Consider the following 15,822-nt stretch of genomic DNA (forward strand, 5'->3'; position numbering starts at 1 on the left):
TGGGGCCTGCGCCCGCAGGTACCGCCCCCACACTGCAACGACCCCAGCAGACTGCCCGGGGGCACGCCACGTGGGTGGAACGGGCGGGGGGCGCGGGTTCGCGGGCGCAGGCCCCATTCGCGGTCGCCAAGGCGTCGGAGGGCTTGCAAGGTGTTGATGCCACCGACATGGCATGGGGAAACAGTCGCCCGCGAGCGTGGGCCGGAGAACGCGAGCCCGCGCCTCCCGCCCCGCAGCGGCTGACGCCCACGCCGACCACCACGTAGTCAACCGTCCCTCACAAGAGCAAACTCCTCCACCCGCCAGCACAAAGAAGACCCATGGCCACCAAGACCCCCAAGCCGCAGGACATCATCGCCACGCTGCGCAAGGAAGGCGTCACCAAGGTGAAGGTCGCCGTCAGCGACGTCGACGGCATCCTTCGTGGCAAGTACCTGCACATCGACAAGTTCGCCAGCGCGCTCGAAGGCGGCTTCGGCTTCTGCGACGTGGTGCTGGGCTGGGACGCGCACGACCAGTGCTACGACAACACCCAGGTCACCGGCTGGCACCACGGCTTTCCGGACGCGCTGGCGCGGCTGGACCCGACCACGTTGCGCCGCGTGCCGTGGGACGGCAACGTGCCCTTCTTCCTGGGCGAGTTCGTCAACGCCGACGGCAGCCCGCACCCGGTGTGCCCGCGCCAGGTGCTCAAGCGCGTGCTGGCGCGCGCCGCCAAGTCCGGCTTCGCGCCGATGTGCGGCGTGGAGTTCGAGTGGTTCAACTTCGCCGAGAGCCCGCAGAGCTGGGCCGCCAAGCGCGGCGTCGGCCCGGAGACCATCACGCCGGGCATGTTCGGCTATTCGCTGCTGCGCATGGCCGACCAGCGCGGCTTCTTCAATGCGCTGATGGACGACATGCTCGCCTTCGGCGTGCCGGTGGAAGGCCTGCACACCGAGACCGGGCCCGGCGTCTACGAGGTGGCGCTGCAGTTCAGCGGCGCGCTCGAAGCCGCCGACCGCGCCATCCTGTTCAAGACCGGCGCCAAGGAGATCGGCAAGCGCTTCGGTGTGATGCCCAGCTTCATGGCCAAGTGGAGCCAGCAGTACCCCGGCTGCTCGGGGCACATCCACCAGAGCCTGTCCGACGGCAAGACCAACCTGTTCTACGACGCCAAGAGCAAGCGCTCGATGAGCAAGCTGTTCGACAGCTACCTCGCCGGGCAGCTGCAGGCGCTGATGCAGTTCGCGCCGATGTTCTGGCCCACGGTGAACAGCTACAAGCGCCTGGTCGACGGCTTCTGGGCGCCGGTCAAGCCCACCTGGGGCCTGGACAACCGCACCGCGAGCTTCCGCGTCATCTCGGGCAGCCCCAAGAGCACCCGGCTGGAAACGCGCTGCCCCGGTGCCGACATCAACCCGTACCTCGCCATGGCCGCCGTGGTGGCCGCCGGCATGCACGGCGTGGAAAAGGGCCTCAAGCTCACCACGCCGCCGATCACCGGCACCAACCAGGGCGGCGAGAACATCCCGCGCGCGCCGCGCTCGCTGATCGAGACGACGCGCATCTTCCAGGGCAGCGACATCGCCCGCGACTGGTTCGGCGACGCCTTCGTCGACCACTTCGCCGCCACCCGCGAATGGGAGTGGCGGCAGTGGCAGGACGCCGTCACCGACTGGGAGCTGAAAAGGTATTTCGAGATCATTTGACCCCCCCGTTGCGCCTTCGGCGCTCCCCCCCAGGGGGGCGGCGCTGGCGGACCGGCGGAGCCGGATCCGCGGCGCCTGCTGGGCCGTACATCCTGACCTTACGTTCCTCATGAGCATCACTCGCTTTTCCTTTCCCACCTCGATCCACTTCGGCGCGGGGGCGCGTGCGCTCGTCGGGCCGCACCTGCTGGAGCAGGGGCTCAAGCGCCCGCTGATCGTCACCGACCGCGCGCTGGCCGCGCTGCCGGTGCTGGCCGAGTTCCGCACCCATCTGGCGGGGCTGGACGTGGCGGTGTTCGACGGCGTGTTCGGCAATCCGACCGCCAGCCAGGTGATGGCTGGCGCGGCCGCGTTCCGTGCCCACGGCGCGGACAGCGTGATCGGCTTCGGCGGCGGCGCCGCGCTGGACGTGGCCAAGGTGGTGGCGCTGATGGCCGTGCACGACGGCGACGTGATCGAGTACGTGTGGGACCACCCGCAGGTGCGCCCCATCGTCAACGAGCTGCCGTACTTCGTGGCGCTGCCCACCACGTCGGGCACCGGCAGCGAGGTCGGCCGCTCGTCGGTGGTGGCCGAGGAGGACAGCCACGTCAAGCGCGCGGTGTTCAGCCCCAAGCTGCTGGCCAAGGCGGTGTTCGCCGACCCGGAGCTCACCTTTGCGCTGCCGCCCGCGGTGACCGCGGCCACCGGCATGGACGCGCTCACGCACAACATCGAGAGCTACCTGTCGCCGGCGTGGCACCCGATGTGCGACGGCATCGCGCTCGAAGGGCTGCGCATCGGCGCGCGTGCGCTGGCCACCGCGGTGCGCGAGCCGCGCAACCTGCAGGCGCGCGCCGACATGATGATGAGCTCGATGATGGGCGCCATCGCCTTCCAGAAGGATCTCGGCTCGGTGCACGCCTGCGCGCATGCGCTCGGCGCCGTGGTGGACATGCACCACGGCCTGGCCAACGCGCTGATGATCGACACCGTGCTGGCCTGGAACCAGACCGCCGTGCCGGCCAAGTTCGACGAGATGGCGCATGTGGCGGGGCTGGCCGGCGGCGGCGCCGAGTTCGTGCCCTGGCTGCGCCGGCTCAAGGCCGAGATCGGCATCACCGGCGGCCTGGCCGCGCGCGGCGTCACGCCCGAGCACCTGCCGCGCCTGGTGCCGCTGGCGGTGGCCGACTTCGCCGGCCAGACCAACCCGATCAAGGCCACCGCGGCCGACTACGAGCGGCTGTTCCGGGAGGCGATGTGAGCGCGCCGCTCCGGCTCGGCGTGTCGGCGTGCTTCTTCCACGCCGACCCGGCGCGCCCCATCTTCACCGGCAAGACGCTGCAGTACGTGGAGCAGTCGGTGGTGCGCTGGGTCATGTCGCAGGGCGACCTCGCGGTGATGGTGCCGTCGCCCGAGCCGGCCACGCGCCTGGCCGAGTACGCGCGCTGGCTCGACGGCCTGGTGCTGATGGGCGGGTCCGACCTGTGGCCGGGCAGCTACGGCGAGCAGCCGCTGCAGGAGCGCTGGCAGGGCGACCGCGTGCGCGACGAGTACGAGATGGCGCTGGCGCGCGAGTTCGTGGCGCTGGGCAAGCCGGTGTTCGGCGTGTGCCGCGGCTTGCAGCTGATCAACGTGGCCTTCGGCGGCACGCTGTGGCAGGACATCGCCACGCAGCGGCCCGAGGCGCGGCCGCACCGCGACGCGGCGCTGTACGACCGCCTGTTCCACAGCGTCGAGTTCGAGCCCGGCACGCGCCTCGCGCAGCTGTACGCCGGGCAGCGCAGCGCCATCGTCAACAGCGTGCACCACCAGGGCATCAAGGACCTCGCGCCCGACTTCGTGGTCGAGGCGCGCTGCCCCGACGACGGCACCATCGAAGCCGTGCGCTGGACCGGGCAGGCCGCCTACGTGGCCGCGGTGCAGTGGCACCCCGAGTTCCACATGGGGCTGGCCGAGCCGGCCAGCCTGATCGACGACGCGCCGCTGCTGGCCGACTTCCGCGCCGCGTGCCTGGCCGCGCGCAACGCCCACTCCTGACCTCCGCACCCATGCTCAAGATCCACAACCCCGCCACCGGCGCCCTGGTGGCCGAAGTCCCGTCCGACGACGCCAACTCCATCGCGGCCAAGACCGCCGCCGCGCGCGCCGCGCAGCCGGCCTGGGCCGCGCGTCCGCTGGCCGAGCGCGTGGCCTGCGCGCAGCGCTTCCGCGACGCGGTGGCCGCCGAGCGCGAGGCGCTCGCCGCTACGCTGACGCAGGAGACCGGCAAGCCCATCAGCCAGAGCCGCAACGAGCTCAACGGCCTGCTGCCGCGGCTGGACTTCTTCATCGCGCAGGCCGAGGCCACCTTCGCCGAGGAGGCGGTGTTCGACGACGCGTCGATGCGCGAGCGCATCGCCCACGTGCCGCTGGGCCTGGTGGCCAACATCTCGGCCTGGAACTACCCCTGGTTCGTGAGCTGCAACGTGGTGGTGCCGGCGCTGCTGGCCGGCAACGCGGTGCTGTACAAGCCCAGCGAGTTCGCCACGCTCACCGGCCGTCACCTCGTGCGCCTGCTGCACGCCGCGGGCGTGCCGGCCGACGTGCTGGCGCTGGTGGTGGGCGGCGGCGACGCCGGCGCGGCGCTGCTGGCGCAGCCGATCGACGGCCTGTTCTTCACCGGCAGCCATGCCACCGGCACGCGCATCGCCCAGGCGCTGGCCGGCCGGCTGGTGAAGCTGCAGCTCGAACTCGGCGGCAAGGACCCGACCTACGTGCGCGCCGACGCCGACCCCAAGGCCGCGGCCGAGTCGCTGGCCGACGGCGCCATGTACAACAGCGGCCAGAGCTGCTGCTCGGTGGAGCGCATCTACGTGCACGAGTCACTGCACGACGCGTTCGTCGAGCACTTCCTCGCCACCGTGGACAGCTTCAAGGTCGGCGTCCCGACGGACGACGCCACCTACATCGGCGCCATCACGCGCGCCGCGCAGCTCGACGTGCTGGACGCGCAGGTGGCCGACGCCAAGGCCAAGGGCGCCACGCTGCGCCGCGGCGGCCACCGCCTGCCCGGCAACGCCTATGCGCCCACCGTGTTCACCGAGGTGAACCACACGATGGAGCTGATGCGCGAGGAAAGCTTCGGCCCGGTGATCGGCATCCAGAAGGTGCGCGGCGACGACGAGGCCGTGGCGCTGATGAACGACACCCGCTACGGCCTCACGGCCGGCGTGTACACCCGCGACGAGGCCGCCGCGCGCGCGCTGCTGGCGCGCGTCAACGCCGGCAGCGTCTACTGGAACTGCTGCGACCGCGTCAGCCCGCGCCTGCCCTGGAGCGGCGTGGGCGATTCCGGCATCGGCCTCACGCTGTCCACGCACGGCCTGCTGGCGTTCACTCGCACCAAGGCCTGGCATCTTCGGCAACCCTGATCGTGCTCGCGCTGTTCGACCTGGACCACACGCTGCTCGACGGCGACAGCGACGTGCTGTGGTGCGAGTTCCTGATGGACTGCGGCGTGCTCGACCGCGCGCAGTTCGAGCCGCGCAACCGACAGATGGAAGCCGACTACAAGGCCGGCTCCGTGAGCACGCAGGCGTTCTGCGAGTTCTACGTCGGCACGCTGGCCGGTCGCACGCCGGCGCAGTGGCAGCCGCTGCGCGAGGCCTTCCTCGCGCAGTGCGTGCTGCCGCGCCTGGTGCGCGCCGGGCGCGACTGCATCGACGCGCACCGCCACGCCGGCGACGAACTGGTGCTCACCACGGCCACCAACCGCTTCATCACCGAGCTGACCGCCAAGGCGCTGGGCATCGGCCACCTGATCGCCACCGAATGCGACATCGCGCCCGACGGCCGCTTCAGCGGCGCCGTCACCGGCACGCTGAACATGCGCGACGGCAAGGTGGCGCGCCTGCACGCGTGGCTGGCCGCCCAGGGCCGCGCGCTGGAGCGCGAGGACAGCGTGCTCTACAGCGACTCGATCAACGACCTGCCGCTGCTGCAGGCCGTGGGCCGCGCCGTGGCGGTGGACCCCGACCCCCGCCTGGCCGCCGAGGCCGCGGCGCGCGGGTGGACCGTGCTGCGCTGGCGGCACCCTGCGGCAGGCTGAAGCGCCACGCCGGCGGCGCACCGACGACAAGCCCGGAGCGGCTCAGCCCGCCGCGTCGTACGCCTGCCGCAGCCAGCCCACGAGCTGCGCGTCGACCTCCGACGCGCTGGTGATGCGCGTGGTCGCCTGGCACATGCTGCCCGCCGGCTGGACCTTCAAGCGCGCATGGGCCGGCAGGTCCTTCGCGTTCAGGCCGATCTCCACGCTGTCCTTCGTGGCCGGCCCCACCATCGCGAACTGCTTGCGCCGGCGCAGGCTCACGTAGGCCTTCTTGGGCGCCTCCTCGAACGCGCCGAACTTCTTGACGCGCGCCATCACCGCGTCGTGCAGCGGGCGCAGGCCGGCCTTGGCACCGGTGTAGATGTCCGCCAGCGGGTCGCCCTTGGCGGGCTTCGATGTGGCGGGCGCCGCGCCGCCGCCGAGATCGGGCAGGGGCTTGTCGATGAACAGCGCCACCGCGTTGGCGTCGCCGTAGCCGAGGCCGAAGGTCGTCATGAGCCAGGTTCGTCGCTCCCCGTGCTTGACGGCGCCGCTCGCGGCCACCGCCGCGTGCAGTGCGGCGATCGTCTTGCCGGTGCGCGCCTGGATGTTCTTCAGCTGAGTGATCGTGGCGGCGGTGGGGTCGGCCATGATGGGCTCCTCGTGTGGCGTGGGTCAGCCGTTCTTCAGCGGCCAGTGCTCGCTCTTCGTGCGGGCGGGCAGCATGAACTCCATGTGGTCGAACATCCAGTACAGGAGCCGCGTGCCCAGCGCGGGCCGGCCGGTCTCGCAGATGGACTTGAGCGACGCCAGGATGCTCTTGCCGCCGCCGGCCATGCTCTTGGCGGTGCGGGTGCCCGAGGGCATGCCCGACACCGTGAGCGTGACCTCGACGCCGTCGCCCACGGGGCGCAGCTCGTAGCTCACGCGGCATACCGGGTCGTCGAACTGCGTGAAGCGGTGCGTGTGCACATAGCGGTGCGGCGGCTCGAACACCTCGACCCGGCCGTCCACGATGACGTGTTTGCCCGTGCCGGTGCGCATCTGCATCGGCATGCCCGCGCCCAGTGCGCCCGTGCTGTGCAGCCAGGCGTTGAACACCGCGCCCTGGGCCTCGCCCTGCTTGGTCAGTTCGCGCCAGACGCGCTGGATGTCGGCCCGGATGAAGATGCGGAACACCGCGTCCTCGGAGGTGGGGTTGTCAGCCATGCTTGCGGCTCCTCGTGCGTGTGGCGGCGTTGCGTGCGGGAAGGGCGTGCACCTCGGCGCCTTCCGCGCCGTACTTCAACCGGGTCAGGCGCGCGGCCCAGTACGCGCTGAACTCGGTCGTCCAGCGCTCGTGGATCAGCTGCAGCGGCGTGGGGTCGAACCACAGCCGCTTGTCGCGGCCGTCCTTGGCGGTGACGAGCAGGCCGCCGCGCTCGAGCACCGCCAGGTGCTTCATCACGGCGTGCCGGCCCACCTCGTCGCTGAACTCTTCGCACAGGCGGTTCACGTTGCAGCCGCCCTCGCGCTTGAGCACGTCGAGCATGCGACGGCGCAGGTCCGAGGCCAGTGCGAAGAAGGTGGCGTCGAGATCGTCCGGCTCCATATGTGCCTAAATGGTCACATGTTTGGCGCGGGCCCGTCAAGCGGCAGCGCGTGGGGGCTTACCCGGCCGTGCGCGCCTATCGCGGCAGGTAGTCCACCGCTTCCACCAGCTCCCAGCCCGGCAGGTCGGCCACGCACTGGCGCAGCGCGTGGCTGTGGCCGGCGCCGTACACCACCACCACGCGGTCGCCGGGCCGCGCCACCTGCACCAGGCGCGCACAGATGGCCAGGTTGCGCGCGGTCCACGCCCCCACCAGCGCGGCGCCAGGCTGCTGGCCGCCGGCGCCGTAGCCCAGCATGCGCATGTAGAACGCGTTGTCGTCGCGCACCGTCGCGGGCTGGTTCATGTCGCGCAGCACCTGGCCGATGGTGTGGGTCCTCTGCTGCTGCTCCATGCGCTTGACGCGCGCCTGGACGTGCTCGATCTCCCGGCCCAGGTCCGCCGCGCGGCCGTTGCGCTGGGCCCAGGCCTGCAGCGGCTCGAACGGGAAGTCGCCGTGCGTGTCGATGCCCACCACGCGCGGCAGCCCGGCCAGGCGCGCGAGCCGGAAGCCCACCTGCACGATCTCGTTGCGGTCGTCATGGCCCTGGCCGGCCAGGTAGTCGGCGTAGGACTTGAGCGCGCGGTCGGGCACCGCGTCGGCGTCGCGCTCCACCGCCACCACCGTGGGCCGGAACCGCGCCAGCCCCTCGGCCAGCACCTGCAGCTCGGCCTGCCGGCGCGGCTGCAGCACGTCGTCGACCCGCGCGTTGGCCAGGTCCAGGCCGGGGTTGGCGAAGTGGAAGGTGCCCAGCACCATCACGCGCACCGGCTCGGCGGCGGTGGCATGGCAGGCGGCGAAGGCGAGCGCGAGAGTGAACAGGCGGGCGAACGGGCGGGCGAATGGGCGGGTCATGGGCAGGTGGCTTGGAGCATCGAGACGACGGTGCCCACTGTAGGGAGAGCGGGCCGGTCATGGCATGCAGGCCGGGCGTCCCGATCGACGGTTCGTCGCGCGGGCGCGCGGCCGCGACGCCCGGGGCTCGGCAGCCGAGCGCCGCCCGGGCACACTGACGGGCCTCGAACCCGCATCGTCCTGCCCATGCGTCGCATCGACTCCCTGCATCCCAAAGCCCTGCGCACCGCCTTGCTCGCGTGGGCCTTGCTCGCGGGGCTGGCCGCGCCGGCCGCCGCGCAGACCGGCGCCGCGCTGTTTCCCATCCGCAACGGCGAGCGCCACGGCCTGATCGACGCCGCCGGCCGCGTGGTGCTGCCGCCCGAGTACGACGAGATCAAGCCCGGCGACCCGCTGATCCTGGTGCGGCGCGGCGCCCGCACCGCCTATGCCGACGCGACCGGCCGCCTCGTGGTGGCGCCGCAGGACGCGTGGACCCAGCCCTTCAGCGAAGGCGTGGTGCCGGCCACGCAGAAGGACGCCGCCGGCCGCTGGCGCTGGGGCTATGCGGACCCGTCGGGCACGATGGTCATCGCGCCGGCCTTCGACAGCGCGGGCCCGTTCGTCGACGGGCTGGCCGTGGTGTCGGTGGCCGACGCCTGGGGCGAGGCGAAGTACGGCGCCATCGACCGCAGCGGCAAGCTCGTGGTGCCCGCCACGCACGACAAGCTGCTGGCGCCGGCCGGTGGCCTGGTGCGCAGCGAGTCGAAGCAGCGCACGCACCGCGTGTTCGACCTGCGCGGCCGCGACCTCACGCCCGACGGCATCGACTTCGTCGGCGTGCCGTCCGAAGGCCTGGTGCGGGTGTGGAAGGGCCGCCAGCAGGGCTTCATGACCGTGGCCGGCGCGCTGGTGGTGCCGCCGCGCTTCGAGCAGGCGAGCGACTTCCGCGACGGCCGCGCGCGCGTGTGGATCGCCGGCAAGTACGGCTTCATCGACGCCCGCGGCGAGCTGGTCGTGCCGGCAAAGTTCGAGTCCGCGGAGGACTTCTCCGACGGCCTGGCCCAGGTGCGCGCGGACGGCCGCTCGTTCTTCATCGACCGCCGCGGCGACACCGTGCTGCAGCCCGACGCGGAGCGCGTGTGGCCCTTCACCGAGGGCCTGGCCGCCGCGCGCCAGGGCGGCCGCGTGGGCTTCATCGACAAGCAGGGCCGCTGGGTGATCGAGCCGCAGTACGGCTGGGCCCGGCCCTTCCACCAGGGCCTGGCCGCGGTGGGCATCGGCCGCGAGTCGGCCTACATCCGGCGCGACGCGCAGGTGGTGTGGCGCAGCGGCGAGCGCTGAGCGCGGCCGACCGTCAGGGCGCCGGCCTGTCGGCGTCGCGCCCGAGCACGATGCGCGCGCCGCGCTGGTAGGTCCAGTAGGCCCAGGCCCACTCGATCAGCACCATCAGCCGGTTGCGAAAGCCGATCAGGAAGAACACGTGCGCGGCGAGCCAGAACCACCACGCCGGCAGGCCCGACAGGTGCACGCCGCGCAGGTCCACCACGGCGGCCATGCGGCCGATGGTGGCGAGGTTGCCGTAGTCGCGGTAGACGAAGGGCGTGGTGGGCTGCCCGCGCCGGCGCGCCTGCATGTTGCGCGCCACCAAGGCGCCCATCTGCTTGGCTGCTGGCGCCACGCCGGGCACGGGGCGGCCGTCGGCCTGTGCCAGGCTGGCCAGGTCGCCGGCCACGAACACGTCCGGGTGTCCGGGCAGGCTCAGGTCCGGCGCCACCTTGACGCGGCCCACGCGGTCGAGCAGTTCGGCAGCGCCTGCGGCTGCCAGCGCGCGGCCCAGCGGTGACGCTGCCACGCCCGCGGCCCAGAGCACCGTGCGGCACGCCACACGCGTGTCGCCGAGCCGGTAGCCGTCGGCGTCGATCGCGGTCACCGGCTGGCCGGTGACCACCTCCACGCCCAAGCGCTCGAGCTGCTGCCGAGTGCGCACCTGAAGCTCGGCCGGAAAGCTCGCCAGCAGCGCTGGCCCGGCCTCGATCAGGCGCACGCGCGCGCGCTGCGGGTCGATGCGGCGGAACTCGTCGCGCAGCGTGTGCCGCGCGATCTCGGCCAGCGTGCCCGCCAGTTCCACGCCGGTGGGGCCGCCGCCCACCACCGCGAAGTGCAGCTCGGCGGCGCGCTCAGCGTCGGTGGCGGCCGCCTCGGCGCGCTCGAACGCCATCAGCACGCGGCGCCGCACCTCCAGCGCGTCGTCCAGCGACTTCAGGCCCGGTGCGTGTGCAGCCCATTCGTCGTGGCCGAAGTAGGCGTGCGTGGCGCCGCTGGCCACCAGCAGCTGGTCGTAGGGCAGGTCCTGGCCGTCGGCGAGCCGCACGCGGCGGCCCGGCAGGTCGATGCCCGTCACCTCGGCCAGCAGCACGCGCACGTTGCGCTGCCGGCGCAGGATGTGGCGCAGCGGCGCCGCGATGGCCGGCGCCGACAGGCCCGCTGTGGCCACCTGGTAGAGCAGCGGCTGGAACAGGTGGTGGTTGGCGCGGTCCACCAGCGTGATGTCCACGTCGTCGCGCGCGAGCGCGCGCGTGGCCCACAGGCCGGCGAAGCCGCCGCCGACGATCACCACCTGGGGCCGTGTTCCGGTGCGAGGGCTGGAGTCCATGAGTGTTGCGGTCGAGTATCGGCTCGGGGACGCGCCGCCGCTGCGGGCGGCGCGCGCGAGGTCTCAGTCGGGCGGGCCGGCGCCGTCCGGCGCCACCACGCCGTCCACATACAGCCACGCGCCGCCCTCGCGCACGAAGCGGCTCACCTCGTGCAGCTTCGCGGCGCGGCCGTTCACCTTGTGGTGCGCCACGAACTCCACCACGCCGGCGTCGGCGCTGGCCTCGTGGTGCAGCACCTCCAGCCCGGTCCACTTCACGGGGCCCAGCTCCAGGTCGCCCGGCGCGCTGGACGGGTGCCACGTGGCCATCAGGTAGTCGAGCATGCCGCGCGGCGCCGCGCCCTTGCCCTGGGCCAGCGCATAGGCGCTGTAGCGCGACCGCATCAGCGCCTCGGGCGTGGGCGCGTGCTCGCCGCGCGCGAGGCCCTCGTGCCAGCGGCCGCAGCAGTCGGCATAGCGCACCGGCGTGGCCTCGCGTTCGCGGCAGGGACAGGGCAGGTCGTCGGGGCGGGCCATGGGGCCGATTGTGGGTGCATCGACCGGGTCAACACGCCAGCACCGCCGCCTGCAGCGGGCGCTGCGTGGCGGCGTCCACCACCACGAACGCCACCCGGCGCGGGTGCGCCGGCACGCCGCGCGACACCGCGAGCCGCGCGCTCTGGGCCTGGCCGGCCGGCCACTCGGCCACCGGCCGGTACAGGCGCACCACATGGTGATGGCGCAGCGTGGCGCCGGCGTTCTCGCCCGCGCGCACGCGGGTTTCGTGCTCGTCTTCCAGCACGGCCCAGTAGCCGGCCAGCGCGCCCGAGCGCGTGGACGCATCCACCCGCACCACCACGGTGTCGCCGTCGCGCGCCAGTTCCAGCGTGGGCGCGGCGGCCAGGGTCAACGCGGTGGCCGCGGACGGCAGCTCCGGCCAGCGCCGCCAGTCGCGCCCGGCCACCCGCACCTGCGGCGTGTACACGCCGCGCTGCCCGTCCAGCGCGGCCAAGCGGTACTGGCGCTCGGTGGCCTCGGCGCTGGCAAAGCGGTCGGGCCAGCCCAGCTTGTCCCAGTAGTTCACGTGGAAGGCCAGCGCCAGCACGTCGGTGCGGCCCTTCAGCCCGTTGAGCCAGGCCTCGGCCGGCGGGCAGGAGCTGCAGCCTTCGGACGTGTACAGCTCCACCACCGTGGGCGCCGGCCCGGCCTTGCGCACGCTGCACGCGTTGTCGGCGGCGAGCGCCGGTGCCGACGCGGCGAGCGCCAGCGCAAGCGCCAGGGACTGTGAGTGCGGGCGTGGGGTGGGCATGGTGGGGCTCCGGGGCGGGTGGGGGTGCGCCCGTTGGTCGCGCCGGCGGGGGCAACCTGACAGTGCGTGCGCCCCCTAACGTCAATTCTGACGATGGCCGCGCGCAGCGCGCCTGCCCAGAATCGGCCGCACACCCGCCGCGCACCGGGCGCGACAAGGAGGGCGGCCATGCGATCCCGATCCCCCACCGTGGGCGGCTACACCGTGCTGGCGGTGGCCGGCACGAACACCGTGTCGTTTGCCATCGACTACAGCGCCGCCGACACCACCGGCCTGCTGGGCTTTGCGGTGGAGCGCGAGGACCCGGCCGAGGACGAGCGCTACTTCATGCACGGGTTCAAGGTGTTCCCGTCCGTGGTGCCCAACCCGGACGAGAACACCAAGGTGAGCACCTACGACCACCCGGTGCAGAGCTTCGTGTGGGACGACTTCACCGCCAAGCCGGGGCGCACCTACCGCTACCACTTCCACCCGCTCAAGGGCCGGCCCAAGAACCTGGACCGCAGCGCGCCCCCGGTGAGCATTGAAGTGCACACCGAGCCGCAGTTCGACCCCGCGCAGGAGCACGAGGTGTTCTTCAACCGCGGCGTGGCCGGCAGCCAGGCCTATGCGCGCGAGTTCGGCAACCGGGACCCGCGCACACTGCCCGAGCCCCGGCGCACGCGCGCGCTGGCCTGGCTGAGCCGCCAGCTCGACGACGCGCTGCTGCGCTTCGTCGACGAGGCCGCGCCGGGCGACACGCTGCTGGGCTGCTTCTACGAGTTCCGCTACCTGCCGGCGGCGCAGGCGCTGAAGGCCGCGCACGACCGCGGCGTGGCGGTGCGCCTGATCCTGGACGGCAAGGTGAACGAGCGCACCGACAAGGACGGCGTGTTCCACGAGAGCTTTCCGCGCGAGGAGAACCTGCGCACCGTGGCCGCCGTGGGCCTGCCCACGGCCGGCGTGGTGTGGTGGCGCGAGGCCAAGCCCAACGACATCCAGCACAACAAGTTCATGGTGCTGCTGAAGGGCGCGGCCGAAGCGCCGGCCGCGGTGTGGACGGGGTCCACCAACCTGTCCGTGGGTGGCGTGCACGGGCAGACCAACGTGGGCCACTGGCTGCGCAACGCGGCGGTGGCGGGCGCCTTCCGCGACTACTGGCAGGTGCTGGCGGCCGACCCCGGCGGCCGCCAGGGCGACGCGCGCAGCGACACGCTGGCGAAGAACAACGCGCTGAAGCAGCAGGTGGAAGCCCTGGCCGACGTGCCGACGAACTGGCGCGACATCCCCCCCGGCACCACGCCCGTGTTCAGCCCGCGCCGCGGCCTGGACGTGCTGGACATGTACGCCCGCATGCTGGACGAAGCCCAAAGCCTGGCCTGCGTGACGCTGGCCTTTGGCATCAACAAGCAGTTCAAGGCGCTGCTGCAGGACAACACGCCGAACAACGCGCTGGCCTTCGTGCTGCTGGAAAAGGCCGACAAGCCCAACCCCAACAGCACCCAGCCCTTCGTGAACATCAACGCCAGCAACAACGTCTACAAAGCGTGGGGTTCGTTCCTGAAGCAGCCGCTATACCAGTGGGCTCGGGAGACTAGTGCCAAGCGCCTGGGCCTGAACACGCACGTGAGCTTCATCCACAGCAAGTTCCTCTTGATGGACCCGCTGGGCGACGACCCCATCGTGGTCACGGGCTCGGCCAACTTCAGCGAACCTTCCACCAACGCCAACGACGAGAACATGCTGCTGATCCGCGGCAACCTGCGCGTGGCGGACCTGTACTTCACCGAGTTCAACCGCCTGTTCAACCACTACTACTTCCGGTCCGTAACCGAAGCCACCGCCAGCGCGCGCGAGGCCGGCCAGCCCCCGCCGGCCGACGGCAGCCTGACGCTGACGGAGGACGACAGCTGGCTGGCGAAGTACGCGCCGGGGAAGTTGAGGCACAAGAGGGTGCAGGTGTTTGTGGGGATGAAGGGGGTGGGCGCGTGAAGGGAGGGTTCAGACTGATCTGCGACGTTCGATCCTGAGCAGCGAGTGTTGGTAATCTTCGAAAGCGGCCACCGGCGGCCTCAAGCCAACGGCAGGGCTGCACCCGTGGCGGCCTTGCACATTGCGACGACGACCGAGGTTGACCCCGCCAACCTTGCGCTTCCAATGCTCTGCTTAGACGGGCGGCTTCGTCTCTGCGAGGGCGCACTCGATGCGGCGCACTAGGTTGAGGGGCAGGATGCCCTCGCCGTGGTCAGCTTTACACCGCACAAAATGTATCGAACACTTGGCACGCGGTAAATGTGCCGCGCTGCTGGCTCGTCAGGCGAGCCAGTAGATGAGCAAGCTGAAGAAGCAAGGGAGGCAGCAAAGGTATGGCGCGAGGCAACTCCTCGGAGCCGGCCCTGAGTATTCCAGGGCAGGCTGACGGTTTGGCGACCCTCCAAAGTGACAAGGGTGACGAGACCCAGGCGCTTTTCATCTACCAGTGGAGCGCGGGCGTCACGCTCCTCGCCGGCGCTGTAGCCGGCGTCAATGATTACACGGCCATCTGGTGCGAGCACCACGACGACTTGCTTTGTGAATTGCCCTCAGGGCTTTATCACGCTGTGCAGGTCAAGACGAACTCGACTCCGAACGCTCGTTGGACTTGTGCGGACACGGGGTTCGGCGATGCTGTGAAGAAGTTCGCCGAGCATGAGGCGGTGTATTCGTCTCAGGTCGAGCGGTACATCCTCTTCTCCAATATCAAGCCCTACGTCCCTGCCGCGACAGCAAAGGCTCCGGCTCGGCTCAGCAGCAGCCCGGTTCGGGTCCGAGATCTGTGTCGCACAGTTTCGACGTGTTCAGGTCTTTCTGAGCCGTACAAGGCATCGTTTGATAGGCTCGTGAAGTACACGGGAGCTGACTCCGATGTTGTCTTCAGAGTACTGCGTAAGCTGGACTTCCAGGTTGGGCCGCATCTCGAGGACTTCCGCGAGCAGCTGTGCAGCGTTGTATCGAGCATTCCCGCCTGCAAGCAGTTCACGATCAGTTGGCTGGAAAAGGTTCGAGACGACCTGCTGCTTCTGGTCGGGAAGGCTAGTTCGGCAGCGATTCCTGCATTGGACTTCTATGCCTCAGTGCTGCAGTCGGACGGGCGACCGGCCGCGATCGTACGAGGCAAGCGGATTTCCAGGGAAGACTTCGAACAGATGGTCCTTCAGAACCCTGGAAATGGCTTCCGCTACGCAGATGTCGGTGGACACCTCCAACTGGGGAAGGCGTCGGGGCAGAAGGAAGTGCTCCGACAAAAAATGAACGCGGGGTATGTGGCCCCGTATTTCGACATGCTTTGGTCGCTGGCGATGTCCGCGGAGCAAAGGCTGCTCGCGGAGGCCATGGTCGATGCAGAAGGGGCCTTGAGGAAGACCAAGCAACTCGAGAGCGCAATGCTGGTCGAGTGCAAGACCGCCGAGCTTGAAGCCGCCCTCGAACCGGATGAGCGTCGACGAGGGCTCAAAATTCTTCAGGGGGTCTTTAAGAAGGCTGAAGGCCTGGCCAAGCACGACAGGGCGACTGTCGAGGGCGAGCGCGCTGAGACGGCGATGTCCCGGAGTCTGTTGAACGCATGAGCTGAGGTGGCGGCTCCTTCGACCCGCATGCGCGAGCATGCGGGTTGCCTCACAAGCAACCGAAGGAGCCACCAGAGTGAAGTCTCACACGAA

Annotated in this window: 15 protein-coding genes; 8 read left to right on the forward strand and 7 right to left on the reverse strand. The window is 71.0% G+C overall.

The genetic code is table 11. The features are described from left to right. Nucleotides 1-320: 320 nt before the first annotated feature. The 5 genes from AC2EAQ_RS18655 to AC2EAQ_RS18675 all read left to right on the forward strand — a co-directional run bounded on the left by AC2EAQ_RS18655 (nucleotide 321) and on the right by AC2EAQ_RS18675 (nucleotide 5,757). Entirely contained in the window at nucleotides 321-1,688 is a 1,368-nt protein-coding gene (locus tag AC2EAQ_RS18655) for a glutamine synthetase family protein (protein WP_484645943.1), read from the forward strand. Between the two features lie 109 nt (nucleotides 1,689-1,797). Next, on the forward strand, nucleotides 1,798-2,931 hold the full coding sequence (locus AC2EAQ_RS18660; protein ID WP_484645944.1) for an iron-containing alcohol dehydrogenase: 1,134 nt from the start codon (nucleotides 1,798-1,800) through the stop codon (nucleotides 2,929-2,931). Then, entirely contained in the window at nucleotides 2,928-3,707 is a 780-nt protein-coding gene (locus tag AC2EAQ_RS18665; RefSeq protein ID WP_484645945.1) for a gamma-glutamyl-gamma-aminobutyrate hydrolase family protein, read from the forward strand. The genes AC2EAQ_RS18660 and AC2EAQ_RS18665 overlap by 4 nt, the downstream gene beginning before the upstream one ends. 11 nt (nucleotides 3,708-3,718) lie before the next feature. Beyond that, entirely contained in the window at nucleotides 3,719-5,080 is a 1,362-nt protein-coding gene (locus AC2EAQ_RS18670; RefSeq protein WP_484645946.1) for an aldehyde dehydrogenase family protein, read from the forward strand. Between the two features lie 2 nt (nucleotides 5,081-5,082). Further along, nucleotides 5,083-5,757: an HAD family hydrolase gene (locus AC2EAQ_RS18675; RefSeq protein ID WP_484645947.1), complete on the forward strand. Its 675-nt coding sequence runs from the start codon at nucleotides 5,083-5,085 to the stop codon at nucleotides 5,755-5,757. Between the two features lie 42 nt (nucleotides 5,758-5,799). Here AC2EAQ_RS18675 and AC2EAQ_RS18680 read toward each other — a convergent pair whose 3' ends face one another. From AC2EAQ_RS18680 to AC2EAQ_RS18695, 4 genes are all read right to left on the reverse strand, one after another. Next, nucleotides 5,800-6,387: a DUF5655 domain-containing protein gene (locus AC2EAQ_RS18680; RefSeq protein ID WP_484645948.1), complete on the reverse strand. Its 588-nt coding sequence runs from the start codon at nucleotides 6,385-6,387 to the stop codon at nucleotides 5,800-5,802. A gap of 24 nt (nucleotides 6,388-6,411) precedes the next feature. Continuing rightward, on the reverse strand, nucleotides 6,412-6,945 hold the full coding sequence (locus AC2EAQ_RS18685; protein ID WP_484645949.1) for an SRPBCC domain-containing protein: 534 nt from the start codon (nucleotides 6,943-6,945) through the stop codon (nucleotides 6,412-6,414). Beyond that, nucleotides 6,938-7,327, reverse strand: coding sequence for an ArsR/SmtB family transcription factor (locus AC2EAQ_RS18690; protein WP_484645950.1), 390 nt, complete (start codon nucleotides 7,325-7,327; stop codon nucleotides 6,938-6,940). The genes AC2EAQ_RS18685 and AC2EAQ_RS18690 overlap by 8 nt, the downstream gene beginning before the upstream one ends. Nucleotides 7,328-7,403: 76 nt before the next feature. Then, the gene (locus tag AC2EAQ_RS18695) at nucleotides 7,404-8,222 is read right to left on the reverse strand and encodes a DUF5694 domain-containing protein (protein WP_484645951.1); all 819 of its coding nucleotides are present in this window, start codon (nucleotides 8,220-8,222) and stop codon (nucleotides 7,404-7,406) included. A gap of 186 nt (nucleotides 8,223-8,408) precedes the next feature. Here AC2EAQ_RS18695 and AC2EAQ_RS18700 point away from each other — a divergent pair, with 186 nt between their 5' ends. Beyond that, nucleotides 8,409-9,545: a WG repeat-containing protein gene (locus AC2EAQ_RS18700; protein WP_484645952.1), complete on the forward strand. Its 1,137-nt coding sequence runs from the start codon at nucleotides 8,409-8,411 to the stop codon at nucleotides 9,543-9,545. Between the two features lie 13 nt (nucleotides 9,546-9,558). On the opposite strand, the gene AC2EAQ_RS18705 is transcribed toward AC2EAQ_RS18700, so the two are convergent. The 3 genes from AC2EAQ_RS18705 to AC2EAQ_RS18715 all read right to left on the reverse strand — a co-directional run bounded on the left by AC2EAQ_RS18705 (nucleotide 9,559) and on the right by AC2EAQ_RS18715 (nucleotide 12,145). Further along, a complete protein-coding gene (locus AC2EAQ_RS18705) occupies nucleotides 9,559-10,857 on the reverse strand; it encodes an NAD(P)/FAD-dependent oxidoreductase (protein ID WP_484645953.1) in 1,299 nt (432 codons plus the stop codon). A gap of 63 nt (nucleotides 10,858-10,920) precedes the next feature. Then, the gene (locus AC2EAQ_RS18710; RefSeq protein WP_484645954.1) at nucleotides 10,921-11,373 is read right to left on the reverse strand and encodes a YchJ family protein; all 453 of its coding nucleotides are present in this window, start codon (nucleotides 11,371-11,373) and stop codon (nucleotides 10,921-10,923) included. A gap of 28 nt (nucleotides 11,374-11,401) precedes the next feature. Beyond that, nucleotides 11,402-12,145: a DUF1223 domain-containing protein gene (locus AC2EAQ_RS18715; protein WP_484645955.1), complete on the reverse strand. Its 744-nt coding sequence runs from the start codon at nucleotides 12,143-12,145 to the stop codon at nucleotides 11,402-11,404. A 168-nt stretch (nucleotides 12,146-12,313) separates the two neighbouring features. Here AC2EAQ_RS18715 and AC2EAQ_RS18720 point away from each other — a divergent pair, with 168 nt between their 5' ends. Continuing rightward, a complete protein-coding gene (locus AC2EAQ_RS18720) occupies nucleotides 12,314-14,116 on the forward strand; it encodes a phospholipase D-like domain-containing protein (RefSeq protein ID WP_484645956.1) in 1,803 nt (600 codons plus the stop codon). Between the two features lie 431 nt (nucleotides 14,117-14,547). After that, nucleotides 14,548-15,729 (forward strand): dsDNA nuclease domain-containing protein, encoded by a 1,182-nt coding sequence (locus AC2EAQ_RS18725; protein ID WP_484645957.1) that lies wholly within the window; start codon nucleotides 14,548-14,550, stop codon nucleotides 15,727-15,729. The last annotated feature ends 93 nt before the right edge of the window (nucleotides 15,730-15,822 follow it).

The organism is Aquabacterium sp. T101 (assembly GCF_057219775.1).

Bases quoted from the DNA above. Each gene is read 5' to 3' on its own strand.
- AC2EAQ_RS18655 (WP_484645943.1), top strand. From the start codon at position 321: ATGGCCACCAAGACCCCCAAGCCGCAGGACATCATCGCCACGCTGCGC.
- AC2EAQ_RS18660 (WP_484645944.1), top strand. From the start codon at position 1,798: ATGAGCATCACTCGCTTTTCCTTTCCCACCTCGATCCACTTCGGCGCG.
- AC2EAQ_RS18670 (WP_484645946.1), top strand. From the start codon at position 3,719: ATGCTCAAGATCCACAACCCCGCCACCGGCGCCCTGGTGGCCGAAGTC.
- AC2EAQ_RS18680 (WP_484645948.1), bottom strand. From the start codon at position 6,387: ATGGCCGACCCCACCGCCGCCACGATCACTCAGCTGAAGAACATCCAG.
- AC2EAQ_RS18685 (WP_484645949.1), bottom strand. From the start codon at position 6,945: ATGGCTGACAACCCCACCTCCGAGGACGCGGTGTTCCGCATCTTCATC.
- AC2EAQ_RS18690 (WP_484645950.1), bottom strand. From the start codon at position 7,327: ATGGAGCCGGACGATCTCGACGCCACCTTCTTCGCACTGGCCTCGGAC.
- AC2EAQ_RS18695 (WP_484645951.1), bottom strand. From the start codon at position 8,222: ATGACCCGCCCATTCGCCCGCCCGTTCGCCCGCCTGTTCACTCTCGCG.
- AC2EAQ_RS18700 (WP_484645952.1), top strand. From the start codon at position 8,409: ATGCGTCGCATCGACTCCCTGCATCCCAAAGCCCTGCGCACCGCCTTG.
- AC2EAQ_RS18705 (WP_484645953.1), bottom strand. From the start codon at position 10,857: ATGGACTCCAGCCCTCGCACCGGAACACGGCCCCAGGTGGTGATCGTC.
- AC2EAQ_RS18710 (WP_484645954.1), bottom strand. From the start codon at position 11,373: ATGGCCCGCCCCGACGACCTGCCCTGTCCCTGCCGCGAACGCGAGGCC.
- AC2EAQ_RS18715 (WP_484645955.1), bottom strand. From the start codon at position 12,145: ATGCCCACCCCACGCCCGCACTCACAGTCCCTGGCGCTTGCGCTGGCG.
- AC2EAQ_RS18720 (WP_484645956.1), top strand. From the start codon at position 12,314: ATGCGATCCCGATCCCCCACCGTGGGCGGCTACACCGTGCTGGCGGTG.